At 61.6% G+C, this 12138-nt stretch carries 15 protein-coding genes; 7 read left to right on the top strand and 8 right to left on the bottom strand.

The window, feature by feature from the left end; all coding sequences use genetic code 11:
• Positions 1-24 precede the first annotated feature (24 nt).
• From K420_RS0100855 to fliR, 7 genes are read left to right on the top strand one after another with little or no spacing between them, the layout of a single operon-like run.
• Entirely contained in the window at positions 25-591 is a 567-nt protein-coding gene (locus K420_RS0100855) for a flagellar basal body-associated FliL family protein (protein ID WP_027456378.1), read from the top strand.
• Positions 592-597: 6 nt separating this feature from the next.
• Positions 598-1614 (top strand): flagellar motor switch protein FliM, encoded by a 1017-nt coding sequence (fliM, locus tag K420_RS0100860; protein WP_027456379.1) that lies wholly within the window; start codon positions 598-600, stop codon positions 1612-1614.
• Positions 1607-2050: a flagellar motor switch protein FliN gene (gene fliN / locus K420_RS0100865; RefSeq protein ID WP_027456380.1), complete on the top strand. Its 444-nt coding sequence runs from the start codon at positions 1607-1609 to the stop codon at positions 2048-2050. The genes fliM and fliN overlap by 8 nt, the downstream gene beginning before the upstream one ends.
• A 60-nt stretch (positions 2051-2110) precedes the next feature.
• Complete coding sequence (gene fliO, locus K420_RS17780) at positions 2111-2524, top strand: flagellar biosynthetic protein FliO (protein ID WP_088177822.1); 414 nt, start codon at positions 2111-2113, stop codon at positions 2522-2524.
• Entirely contained in the window at positions 2517-3263 is a 747-nt protein-coding gene (gene fliP, locus K420_RS0100875; RefSeq protein ID WP_027456381.1) for a flagellar type III secretion system pore protein FliP, read from the top strand. Before fliO ends, fliP begins: the two co-directional genes overlap by 8 nt.
• Positions 3260-3529 carry a flagellar biosynthesis protein FliQ gene (gene fliQ / locus K420_RS0100880; protein ID WP_027456382.1) on the top strand — a complete coding sequence of 90 codons (270 nt, stop codon included), beginning with the start codon at positions 3260-3262 and terminating at the stop codon, positions 3527-3529. Before fliP ends, fliQ begins: the two co-directional genes overlap by 4 nt.
• 4 nt (positions 3530-3533) lie before the next feature.
• Positions 3534-4319, top strand: a complete 786-nt coding sequence (gene fliR, locus K420_RS0100885; protein WP_027456383.1) for a flagellar biosynthetic protein FliR — start codon at positions 3534-3536, stop codon at positions 4317-4319.
• A gap of 1 nt (position 4320) precedes the next feature.
• On the opposite strand, the gene K420_RS17785 is transcribed toward fliR, so the two are convergent.
• Genes K420_RS17785 through K420_RS0100925 form a run of 8 tightly spaced genes read right to left on the bottom strand, consistent with a single transcriptional unit; the run spans position 4321 to position 12125 of the window.
• The gene (locus K420_RS17785; RefSeq protein ID WP_035854349.1) at positions 4321-4794 is read right to left on the bottom strand and encodes a hypothetical protein; all 474 of its coding nucleotides are present in this window, start codon (positions 4792-4794) and stop codon (positions 4321-4323) included.
• Positions 4791-5714 carry a flagellar hook-associated protein FlgL gene (flgL, locus tag K420_RS0100895; protein WP_051452897.1) on the bottom strand — a complete coding sequence of 308 codons (924 nt, stop codon included), beginning with the start codon at positions 5712-5714 and terminating at the stop codon, positions 4791-4793. The genes K420_RS17785 and flgL overlap by 4 nt, the downstream gene beginning before the upstream one ends.
• A gap of 15 nt (positions 5715-5729) precedes the next feature.
• Positions 5730-7754, bottom strand: coding sequence for a flagellar hook-associated protein FlgK (gene flgK, locus K420_RS0100900; protein WP_027456385.1), 2025 nt, complete (start codon positions 7752-7754; stop codon positions 5730-5732).
• Positions 7755-7807: 53 nt separating this feature from the next.
• Positions 7808-8791 carry a flagellar assembly peptidoglycan hydrolase FlgJ gene (gene flgJ / locus K420_RS0100905; RefSeq protein WP_027456386.1) on the bottom strand — a complete coding sequence of 328 codons (984 nt, stop codon included), beginning with the start codon at positions 8789-8791 and terminating at the stop codon, positions 7808-7810.
• Between the two features lie 7 nt (positions 8792-8798).
• Complete coding sequence (locus K420_RS0100910) at positions 8799-9893, bottom strand: flagellar basal body P-ring protein FlgI (RefSeq protein ID WP_027456387.1); 1095 nt, start codon at positions 9891-9893, stop codon at positions 8799-8801.
• Between the two features lie 24 nt (positions 9894-9917).
• Positions 9918-10577 (bottom strand): flagellar basal body L-ring protein FlgH, encoded by a 660-nt coding sequence (locus tag K420_RS0100915; protein ID WP_027456388.1) that lies wholly within the window; start codon positions 10575-10577, stop codon positions 9918-9920.
• A gap of 9 nt (positions 10578-10586) precedes the next feature.
• Positions 10587-11369, bottom strand: coding sequence for a flagellar basal-body rod protein FlgG (gene flgG, locus K420_RS0100920; RefSeq protein ID WP_027456389.1), 783 nt, complete (start codon positions 11367-11369; stop codon positions 10587-10589).
• A 12-nt stretch (positions 11370-11381) separates the two neighbouring features.
• Positions 11382-12125 (bottom strand): flagellar basal body rod protein FlgF, encoded by a 744-nt coding sequence (locus tag K420_RS0100925; RefSeq protein ID WP_027456390.1) that lies wholly within the window; start codon positions 12123-12125, stop codon positions 11382-11384.
• Positions 12126-12138 lie beyond the last annotated feature (13 nt).

Consider the following 12138-nt stretch of genomic DNA (forward strand, 5'->3'; position numbering starts at 1 on the left):
AGGAATAACCAGACAGGAGGGAACATGGCCAAGGATGCCAAGCCGGCGGACGACGGGGCGGAAACCGCCCCCAAGAAAAACAAGAAACTGTTGATCATCATCCTGGCCGTCGTCCTGCTACTCGTTCTCGGCGGGGGAGGAGCTGCTTTCATGCTGCTCAAGAAGAGCGACCATGAGGAGGGCGACGAGGAAGTCGCCGAGGAAACTGCCAAGCCCAAGAAGAAGGAAAAGAAGAAGGACGCCCATGCCTTACCGGCCTTCATCAACCTGGATCCGTTCACCGTCAACCTGGTGCCGGAAACCGGTGACCAATACCTGCAGGTGGCGCTTTCACTGGAGCTTGAAGACATCGTGGAAGAACCCGCTCTCAAGGCCGTCATGCCGAAGATTCGCAACAACATCACCTTGCTGCTGTCATCCAAGAAGGCATCGGAACTGATGCCCAAGGAGGGCAAGGAACAGTTGGCCGAATCGCTGCGGGACGAGATCAACAGCGTCATCGAACCGCCCAAGAAGAACAAGAAGGGAGAACTGGTGATGCCCGAAGGCCCGGTCAAATCGGTTCTGTTCACCTCCTTCATCATCCAGTAAGGAGCCATGGCCGGCGACTTTCTCTCCCAGGACGAGGTAGACGCCCTACTCAAGGGCGTCACCGGTGAAACCGACGAACCCGAGACAAGCGAGGGTGACGGTGGGGGGGTTCGCGCCTACAACATCGGCACCCAGGAGCGGATCGTTCGTGGCCGGATGCCAACACTGGAGTTGGTTAACGAGCGTTTTGCTCGTTACCTGCGCATTGGACTGTTCAACTACATGCACCGGAACGCCGAAATCTCGGTCGGGCCGATCCGCGTGCAAAAGTACAGCGAATTCATCCGCAACCTGGTCGTGCCGACCAACCTGAACCTGGTCATCGCCAAGCCCTTGCGCGGTACCGCGCTGTTCATCTTCGACCCGAACCTGGTCTTTCTGGTCGTGGACAACATGTTCGGTGGCGACGGGCGTTTCCATACCCGGGTCGAGGGGCGCGATTTCACGCCAACCGAGCAGCGCATCATCCAGGGGCTGCTCAATGTCGTGTTCACGGAATACAGCAAATCCTGGAAACCGGTTTACGAGATCGAGTTCACTTACATCCGCTCCGAGATGAACTCGCAGTTCGCCAACATTGCCACGCCATCCGAGATCGTCGTATCGACGACCTTCACGCTGGAGTTCGGCGGCGCGACGGCGGATATGCACATCTGCTTCCCGTATTCGATGCTGGAGCCGATCCGCGACCTGCTCTACAGCACGATGCAGAGCGATCAGCTTTCTTCGGACAAGCGATGGATCGGCACGTTGCGCAAGCAATTGCAGGGGGCCGAGGTGGAAATCGTGGCGCAACTGGGCTCAGGCAGGATTTCCCTGGGCCAGATTCTCAAGCTGAAGGTCGGTGATGTCATTCCGCTGAACATCCCGGAAAAGATCGAAGCCCTGGTCGATGGCGTTCCGCTGATGGAGTGCACCTACGGCCAGCAGAACGGACAATACGCATTGAAGGTGGAGCGATTCGTCGCAAACCCGCCGGAAGCTCCGCAAGTGGAACCGGCGACAGGAGAAAAAAATGGCTGACGAAATGGACAATATCGAAAACCTGAGCGAGGACGACGGCCAAATCAGCGAGGACGACTGGGCGGCCGCGATGGCGGAACAGGCCATTACCGATGCGCCGGCGGCAGCGGTCGACGCTCAGCCGGCAAATATCTTCCCCTCTTTCGGCGGCACCGGCGGCGCTGCCGGCATGATGAACGAACTCGACATGATCCTGGACATTCCCGTCCAGATCACCGTCGAACTTGGCCGTACCAAGATCACGATCAAGAACCTGCTGCAACTGGCCCACGGCTCGGTCGTCGAACTCGATGCCATGGCCGGCGAGCCGATGGATGTCATGGTCAACGGCACGCTGATCGCGCAGGGCGAGGTCGTCGTGGTCAACGACAAATTCGGCATTCGCCTGACCGATATCATCACACCATCCGAGCGGATGCGAAAAATCAATCGCTAAACGCCCTGCGGAGTTTCGATTAAGATAGCGGGCTAACGATAGCCGCCCGCGAAACCCGCCTTGTCACGCATATTTTCAGCGCTTTTCCTGTTGTTCCCGATCGCCGCGCAAGCCAGCGAAGCTGCGCCGGCCGGCGTCTCGGCTGGCACTTACGTGCAGGCTGGCCTGGCGTTGGCCCTGATCGTCGGACTGCTCGGCGCCACCGCATGGCTGGCCCGCAAGGTTTCGGGCGGCAAGGGATTTGGCCAGGGGGGCCTGAAGGTGATCGGCGGTGTCGCGCTCGGCCCGCGGGAACGCATCGTACTGGTCGAAGTCGGCGACGACTGGCTGGTCGTCGGCATCGTTCCCGGGCAAATCCGTACCCTGCATCGGCTGGCAAAGGGCAAGCTGCCGGATGGCGCCCTGCCGACCGGCAGCGACAAGCCCTTCGCCCAGTGGCTGCAGAGCGTGACGCAACGGCCGAGCCATGATTAAGCGATCGATCACCACGCTGGCCCTGCTGCTGCCGGCTGGCCTGGCCTTCGCCCAGGCGACAGGCGGCCTGCCAGCCATCACCAGCACGCCGGCCGCCGGTGGCGGCACGACCTACTCGCTGACGATCCAGACGCTGTTGCTGATGACGGCGCTGACCTTCATCCCGGCCATCGTGCTGATGATGACCGGGTTCACGCGCATCATCATCGTCATGTCGCTGCTCCGCCAGGCACTGGGAACCCAGACCACCCCCCCCAATCAGGTGCTGGTCGGCCTGACACTGTTCCTCACCTTCTTCGTGATGAGCCCGGTGCTCGACCGGGTCTACACCGAGGCCTACCTGCCGCTGGCGGAGAACAAGATCAACGTCATGGAGGCCGCCGAACGGGCTGCCATCCCGATGCGCGGCTTCATGCTCAAGCAGACGCGGGAATCGGACCTGGCGCTCTTTGCCGGCATCGCCAAGATCGAGCGCATCGAGAAGCCGGAAGAAACCCCCTTGCGCATCCTGGTCCCGGCCTTTGTGATCAGCGAGTTGAAAACCGCCTTCCAAATCGGCTTCATCATCTTCATCCCCTTCCTGGTCATCGACATGGTGGTGGCCAGCATGCTGATGTCGATGGGTATGATGATGATGTCTCCCGTCATGGTCGCCCTGCCCTTCAAACTAATGCTCTTCGTGCTGGTCGATGGCTGGCATCTGGTCATCGGCTCCCTGATACAGAGTTTCTCGCCATGACGCCGGGCATTGTGATGGAAATCGGCCACCAGGCCATCGAGGTGACCTTGCTGATCGCTGCACCGATGCTCGTCACGGCCCTCGTCGTCGGCCTGATCATCAGCATTTTCCAAGCTGCGACACAGTTGAACGAGTCAACACTGCAATTCGTCCCCAAGCTGGTCGCCATGTTTGTGGTCCTGTTGCTCGCCGGTCCGTGGATGCTGCAGTACCTGATCGACTACATCCAGCGTCTGTTCGGCAGCATTCCGCAATTGATCGGGTAGCGGCATGATCAGCATCGGATCGGCCCAGATCGATGCCTGGATCGTGGCCTTTATCTATCCGCTGACCCGTATCCTCGGCTTCATTGCGACCGCGCCACTGTGGAGCAGTAACGGCGTCCCGGCCCGTACCCGGCTGATCCTCGGCCTGGCCATCGCCGTCGCCCTGACGCCCAGCCTGCCGCCGATGCCGGTTGTTCAACCGGCATCGCTCACCGGCCTGTGGATAATGGCCCAGCAAATGCTGATCGGCATCGGCATGGGCTTCGCCGTCAAGATCGTCTTTGCTGCTTTCAACGTGGCGGGTGAATTCATCGGCACCCAGATGGGCCTCGGCTTCGCCACCTTCTACGATCCGCTGAGTTCGGCCCAGACGCCGGTCATTGCCGAATTCATCAACCTGCTGGCACTGCTGCTCTTTCTGTCGATGAACGGCCACCTGCTGTATCTGGCGACGCTGGCGCAAAGCTTTTCGGCCATTCCGGTCAGTGCCACACCGATCGCGGCCGGCTCCTGGCTGAACCTCGCCGAACTGGGCAGCCGCATGTTCTCGGCGGGGCTACTGCTCTCCTTGCCGGTGATGGCCGCGCTGATGATCACCAACGTGGCGCTCGCCGTGCTGACGCGCGCTGCGCCGCAACTCAACCTGTTCGCGCTGGGTTTTCCGCTGACCTTGCTCGGTGGTTTCTTCGCCCTAGCGATCAGCCTGAATTACATGGCGACGCCGATCCAGGGCATTTTCGAAGTCGGCCTGGAAGCGATGCTGGGCTACGTCGCCCCAGCCAAACCCTGAGTCAGTTGAGCAGGAAGGAGTCGGCCTGCTGTGGCCGAACCAGCCTGACCACCCCCTCGGCGACCCGGCGGGCGCCAATCGTCTGGGAATCAATACCTTCGCTGTATTCGAGAATCTGATAGCTGCCGAACCCCTGCTCGTACTGCAACTGGCTGGCCCGCCGCTTGAGGATCTGGATCGACTCGCCGGCGCCCCCCGTGTGATAACGCTTCATTTTCATCGCGAACCGGAAGGTCGAATCATTGAGGCGGGTTTCTTCGATTTCCCAGTTCGGGGCCAACGGGTCATAGATGACATAGACCGCGGCCCCGAGCATGGCAGCGGAAGCCAGCGTCGACAGGGAAATCGAGGTTCCCGCCGTCAGTTGAATGGCCTTGTCGGGAATCAGCGGAGAACTCCCCCCGCTCGTCGAGCTACAACCGGTGAGCATAACGCCCCCCAGCAGGAGGGCGATGGCCGTCAGACGCCCTTTCATATGTAATCGAACAGGGAAAGCTGTGCCGTCTTGGCAAACGTGGCCTGCGTCGCATCCAATTGCAGCTTTTTCTGGGAAATCTCGGTGATCGCCTTGGCGTAATCGAGATCCTCGATGTCCGACAGTTGCTGAGCGTATTGCACCACGCGGTCCTCGGCCGTATTGGTCATGCTCTCCAGCGAAGACTGGCGGGCGCCGACGGTGGCCTGGTTGCGCAGGACATTGTCAATCGAGGCGCTGATATTGCTCAGTGCAGTGGTGTAGGCAGGACTTCCAGCCGAGCCGCCCGGCGTGTTGAGGAAGGTGATCATGTCCTGCACGGACTGGAACATGGACTGCCCGGTGGACACACCATTCGCATCAACGACGTTCATGAAGACATCATTGCCGCTCAGATTGGTCGTCACGTACTGGCTGGCCGTCACCTGCAACTTCTGTTGCCCGTCGTCACCGGCGTACACGACCGGCGAACCGCTGAAAGGCTTGGTCGTCGACTGGAAACCGGCAAAGACATAACGCCCGTTGCCATCCTGGGTATTGGCCAGGCTGATCAGGCTGTCGAGGCGCTCGGTCAGTTCGGCGGCAATCGCCTTCCGGTCCGAATCGGAATAAGCGCCATTGCCTGCGGCGATCGATTTTTCGTATATGCCGACCAATTCGTCGTTGATACCCTGCAGCGTGCTGTCGAGAGCCGACAGCTTGCTGTCTGCCGTTCCCAGGTTTTTCAGGTACAACTCGTTGACCGCCCCCGCCTGGGTAACCATCAGGGCTTGTGCCGCACCGATCGGATCGTCCTTCGGCGTGACGATACGCCGCCCGGTGCTGACCTGGTTTTGTGCGGAGTAGAGATCGCTTTGCAGTTTCTGGATACCGGCGGTACCGCCGTTATAAATCTGCATGGTGCTGATGCGCATGCTCATGGGTTTCTCCCGAAGTTAGCGACCGATCGACAACAAGGTGTCGAACAGTGTCGAGGCAACCTGGAGCACCTTGGCGGATGCCTGGTAGGCCTGCTGGTATTCGATCAGTTTCGCCGCCTCTTCATCGCTATTGACGCCGGATACCGCTTCGCGGGCGGCAACCGCCTGGTTGAGCAGGCTGGTCTGGGCGACGGAGGAAATTTCCGCCGAGGCAGTCTTGTTGCCGACATCATTGACGAAGGACGCGTAATTGTCCTGATACGTTGCCTTGCCGCCCAGCATGGTGTCCTGCGTCTGCAAGTTGCCGAGCTTGACGATGTTGCGGCCGTCTTCAGGGCCATTTCCTCTGGCCAGGCTGAAGGTATCCCCGTTCGCCGGCGCGCCGCTCAGAACCAGGGAAACCCCTGACCAGCCCCCGCCATTGATGGTGAGGGTTGCACCGGCGGTGTAGGGCACGGGCGCTGGCATGGCATAGGTCGTCGTCGTGCCGCCGACATTGACGGCGACGGTCCCGGTGGCCGGGAAGCCGCTGAGCTCATTGGTTCCTGAATTGTAGGTCAGCGTCAGGCCGGTGCTGCCAACGGTGTAAGGCGAAGCATAGGAAACGGAGGACACCCTGCCCGTTCCCGTATTGCTACTGCCAGCCGTACCAAGCGCCACCGGCAAGCCAGCAGCGATCAAGCGGGGGTCAGCCGCCACCTTTTCGTTCAGGGTGAAGGCACGGGCGGCATCGCGGGTTGGCTGGATCAGATAGCTGTCGCCATTGGAAAAACCAGCCGCCGGATTAAGGGAAAACCCCTGCGGGTCTGCTGCAAGCTGGGTGTTGATGGCTGCCACATTGGCACCGGACCAGGAAGCATTGTCGGATAAGCGGGTCAGGGTCAGCGTGCCGGACTGAAACGACAGCTGGTAATCACTGGCCGTCAGGTTCGAGTAATAATTCGTGCCGTTATTCGAAACGGGATCCAGGGTGACGGAAACCGTCGGGCTGCCTGTTGCGTTGTTCGTACTAGCGATGACCTCGGGCGCCCCGACCGAAAAGAACTGGCTGACAAAATTGGCGTTGCCATTAACGTTACCCAGCAAATCCTGGCCTTGGGCATGCTGCGCATTGAAGGTCTGGCTGAAAGCCGTCGCCATCAGGCCGAGCTGATTGAACGAAGTATCCAGCGCCTCGCGGCGGAAGCTGAGCAGGCCACCCAGCTTGCCGCCATTGATGAGGGATTCGGGCAACTCCTGAACGTTGCCGGTGGGACCGAGCAGCCCGACAACAGTGCGCGAGATGTCAGCCGAAGCCGGCTCGGCTGACATCTTCGTGACCTGGGAGCCAACCACCAGTTGCTGGCCACTGCCCACAAAGACGTTGTAGCTGCCGTTGTCATTGCTGGTCACCGTGACCTTGACCAGTTCATTGAGATCGGCGACCAGCTTGTCGCGCTTGTCATACAGATCGTTGGCCGGCTGACCACCGAGGGCGGCCGCCGAAATGATCCTCTCATTCAGGTCGGCAATCTGCTCGGTGTAGGTGTTGATCTGACCGACCGTGCTCCTGATCTGGGAATTGACGCCATCATTGATCTCGGTCAGACGCTCGTAGATGCTGCGAAAGCCGGTCGTCATCGTATCGGCTGCCGAAACCATGGACTGGCGGGCCGAGATCGACGAGGGATTGGCCGCCACGGACTGCGCGGCGTCGAAAAACTGCTGCATCAACGGTGTCAGGCCCGCTTCCTTGTCGGCCAGCATGTTGTCGATCTGCGACACCTGGGCGTAGTAGGTATCGAGCGCGCTGACATTGGTTTGCGCGTTCAGGACCTGGGTGGTCAAGGCCTGGCTGAACATGCGCTGAACGGTCACCACATGCACGCCCTGGCCGATCCCACCGGCACCGGTCATCACGGTCGGGTTGGAAGCCTGGATGGTGCGCTGCCGGGTATAACCTTCCGTACTGAGGTTGGAAATGTTGTTGCTCGTCGTCAACAACCCGGCCTGAGCGGCATTGATGCCGGTCATGGCGATACTGATCAAACCGCTTCCCATAGTTTCTCTCCTTCCCGATCCTCATTAACGGCAAGGACGGGATTTTCTTGACCTCAGCCGAGCAATGCCAGGCGTAGTGTCGGGCCATTGATGATCCGGCTCAGCTTGTCGGCGTAGGCCGGATCGGTGGCATAACCTGCCCTCTGCAATCCTTTAGCAAACTCCGCGCCATCTTGCGAGCCGATCACCCCGCCATAGCGCGGGTTATTGCGCAGCAGGCTGGCGTAGTCGCGAAAAGCCTCGTCATAGGAGCCATACGCCCGAAACCGCTCGACCGTGCTCTGGGCCTGGCCATCGACATACTCGGTGGTCGTCGCCTCGACGGAAGGCCCGCTCCAGCCCTTGCCGGCCTTGATGCCGAACAGGTTGTGGCTGGTCGAGCCATCGCCACGACGAATCTCGCTGCGCCCCCAGCCGCTTTCCAGCGCGGCATGGGCAACCAGGAACTGCGGCGGAATGCCGGTGGAACGCGACGCCTCGACCGCGTGCGGCCAGACGCGACCGACGAACTCCTTGCCGGAAGGCGGCAGATCGCCTTCTCCGACCGCCGGGCTGGTCGCCGATTTGGCCGGCGCCCCCGGTGCCGGGTAGGCGGCCGACGTTGGCATCGACGAGGCAACGGGCACCGGGCGCAGATGCCGCCCGTCCGAAGCGGCGAGGGGCAAGGCATTGCCGGCGGCGGCAGCATTTGCCGCCGCCGGTTCGCCCAGCGTCTGGCTGGCTCCGAGGTTCTTGCCCAGTTGCTGTTCGATCAGGCGCGCAAAGCCGATGCCCTTGCCGCTGGAGGCCAGGTTCTGGGCCAATTGCTGGTCGAGCAGGCTGGTATAAAAACGGGAACTGTCGCTGTTGAGCAAGCCGTCCTGCGGCACGGTGTCGCGCATGCTCTTCATGACCTGCTGCAGGAACAAGGCCTCGAACTGCTGCGCGGCTGCCTTCAGGCCTTCCTGCGGGTTGCTGGCGAAGCGGTTGCGCAGATCCTGGACGGAACTGACGTCGAACGCCGCCCGGTTCGGCTGATTCTGGATGTTGCTGGCCATCGTGCGATCAGATGACTTCGAGTTCGGCGCGCAGGGCGCCGGCCGCCTTCATGGCCTGCAGGATGGCCAGCAGATCCATCGGGTTGGCCCCCAAGGCATTCAGCGCCTTGACCACTTCGGCCAGGCTCGCCCCGGCCTTGACGCTCATCAGGCTGCCATTGTCCTGCTTGACCTGGATATCGGCTCCCTGCCCGAATTGCGGCTGCGCCGCATCGACCACCACCGACAGGTTGCCATGCGCCACGGCGCAGGCCTCGAGGGTCACCTTCTGGTTCATCACCACCGAGCCATTGCGGGAATTGACGATCACCTTGGCCGCACCGAGCACCGGCTGAACCTCCAGGTTATCGACCCGGCCGAGGAAAGCGACACGTGCGTCAGCATCGTCCGGCACGCGCACGGCGATGCGCCGGCCATCGATGGCCTGGGCGGTTCCCGGCTGGGAAGCCAGATTGATGGCATCGACCACCTTTTGCGCCGTTCCGAAATCGGTCGACGACAATTCGTAATAAACCATGCCGCCCTGCCCGACAGCCGTCGGCACAGCCCGCTCGACTGTCGCCCCCGCCGGAATGCGGCCGGCCGAGAGATGATTGACCGTCACCTTCGAACCACCGGACGAAGCCCCCGCGCCACCAACCACCACGTTGCCCTGGGCCATCGCATACACCTGGCCGTCGGCCCCCTTCATCTGCGTCATCAACAGCGTGCCGCCGCGCAGGCTCTTGGCGTTGCCCATCGACGAAACCGTCACGTCGATCGGCTGGCCGGGACGGGCATAAGCCGGCAGGCTCGCCGTCACCATCACGGCAGCGACGTTTTTCAACTGCAGCTTCTGGGATTGTTCAGGCGTCAGGTTGAGGCCCATCTGCGACAGCATGTTGCCGATCGCCTGGGTGGTGAACGGGGTCTGCGTCGTCTGGTCGCCGGTATTGTCGAGACCGACGACGATGCCGTAGCCGAGCAACTGGTTGTTGCGGACCCCCTGGATCGTCGCCAGATCCTTGATGCGCTCGGCCAGGGCAGGCTGGCTCCAGAGCGGCAGCAGGCAGGCGGCCAGAATTGCCGTTCGCCGGAATACTTTGCCGCTTTTTTCCTTCATGTGCTGCCTCCGCTGTCTTGCTGACTAGAACGGCAAGACATTAAGGAAGAAACGTGCCAACCACCCCATAGTCTGCGCCTCGGCCACCTGACCCGAGGACTTGTATTCGATCCGGGCGTCGGCGATTTTCGACGACTCGACGGTATTGGTCGCATCGACGAAGCTCGGATTGATGACGCCGGAAATCCGCACGAATTCCTGCTCATCCCCCACCGCCACCTGCTTTTCGCCGGAAACCAGCAGGTTGCCGTTGGGCAGGACGTCGATCACGGTGACCGTCATGTTGCCGGTGAAGACGTTGTTGTTGGCCGCCTCGCCCTTGCCGCTGAAAGCGGTGGAGCTCCCCGCCGAGAACTCAGCCGCGCCCGGCATAACCCGGCTGAACATGCCGGCCGAGGCCCCGATCGAAGCCTTCTGGGTATTCGACTTGTCCACCTTGTTGTTGGACTTGGTCGAGGCCGAGGTGCTTTCGGTGATCTTGACCGTGATCGTGTCGCCGACGTAGCGGGCCCGCCTGTCCTCGAACAGGGGCCGGGCCGAGGCAACCTGGAAGATGGCCCCGTTCGGGTTGCCGGCCTCCATACGGGGCACCGGACGCATGGTCATCGGCTGGTGCACGTTGGTCGGTGGCACCGTCGAGCAGGCTGCCGTCGCCAACAGGAAGAGCCAGGACAAGCGTTTCATGGTCTTACCTCACAATTGGGTCAGTCGCCCCAGCATGGCGTCCGAGGTGGAAACCACCTTGGAATTCAGTTCGTAGGCGCGCTGGGTCTGGATCATGGTGACCAGTTCCTCCGCCACATTGACGTTGGAAGTTTCGACATACCCCTGGTTCACGATGCCAGCCCCGTTCGTTCCCGGCGTATTGGGTGTTGGCGTGCCGCTCGCGGCGGTTTCCAGGAAAAGATTCTGGCCAATGCTCTGCAAGCCGCCCGGATTGATGAAGGTGGCGAGCTGAATACTGCCGATCTGGGTCGTCGCGGCGGTACCGGGCTGAGTGATCGACACGGTGCCATCGCTGCCGATGCTGACGGTCAGCGCATTGTTGGGGATGGTGATGTTGGGCTGCACCGGGTAACCATCCGCCGTCACGATCTGGCCCTGGTTATCCTTCTGGAAGGAACCATCGCGGGTGTAACCGATGGTGCCGTCGGGCAGCAGCACCTGGAAGAAGCCGTTGCCCTGGATGGCGACATCCAGCGTGCTGTCCGTCTTCTGGATGTTGCCCTGGGTGAAGATGCGGGCGGTCGATACCGGGCGTACACCGGTACCCAGCTGCAGGCCAGTCGGAATCTGCGTCTGCTGCGAGGATTGCGCCCCCGGCTGACGCAGGGTCTGGTACAGCAGGTCTTCGAATACCGCCCGGCCACGCTTGAAACCGTTGGTGCTGACGTTGGCCAGGTTGTTCGAGATGACGTCGAGCTGCGTCTGCTGCGCATCGAGGCCGGTACGGGCAATCCACAGGGAACGGATCATGATTTCTTCCTATCAGGCATTCAGGGACAACAACTGGTCGGCGCGCTGGGCGTTGGTATCCGCCGTTTGCAGCAACTTGACCTGCATTTCGAACTGGCGGGCGAGGCTGATCAGGTTGACCATCGAATCGGTGACATTGACATTGCTGCCTTCGAGCGTGCCGGAGGTCAGCCGGACGCGCTCGTCGGCCGGTGCCGGCTGGCCGTTACGCAGGCGGAACAGGCCGTCAGCCCCCCGCACCAGATCACCTTCCGGCGGATTGACCAGCTTGATGCGGCCGATGGCATTGGCGTTGTTCGGCGTCCCGAAATTCGGCACCACCGATACCGTGCCGTCCGGGGCGATCTCGATGGTATTGTCGGGCGGGATGTTGATCGGCCCGCCGTCGCCGGCCACGGTGTAGCCGCTCTTGGTCTGCAACAGGCCGGTCACATCGACATCCAGGCTGCCGGCCCGGGTGTAGGCTTCGCTACCGTCCGGCAACTGCACGGCGATCCAGCCGCGCCCATTGACCGCGACGTCCAGATTGCGGCCGGTGAACATCAGCGGCCCCTCGTCCATCACGTCGCTGACCGAGGCATCGACCGTGAACGCCCGCGTCGGCATACCTTCGCCGATCACCGGCACGGCGCGGAAGCGATGCTCCTGCGCCTTGAAACCGATGGTGCTGGCGTTGGCCAGATTGTTCGCTGTCCCGGCCTGCTGCATGAAGACATGCTTGGCGCCGGTCATCGCGGTGTAGATCAGACGGTCCATGCGATGAATCCCG

The organism is Dechloromonas agitata is5 (genome assembly GCF_000519045.1).
GTDB lineage: Bacteria > Pseudomonadota > Gammaproteobacteria > Burkholderiales > Rhodocyclaceae > Azonexus > Azonexus agitatus.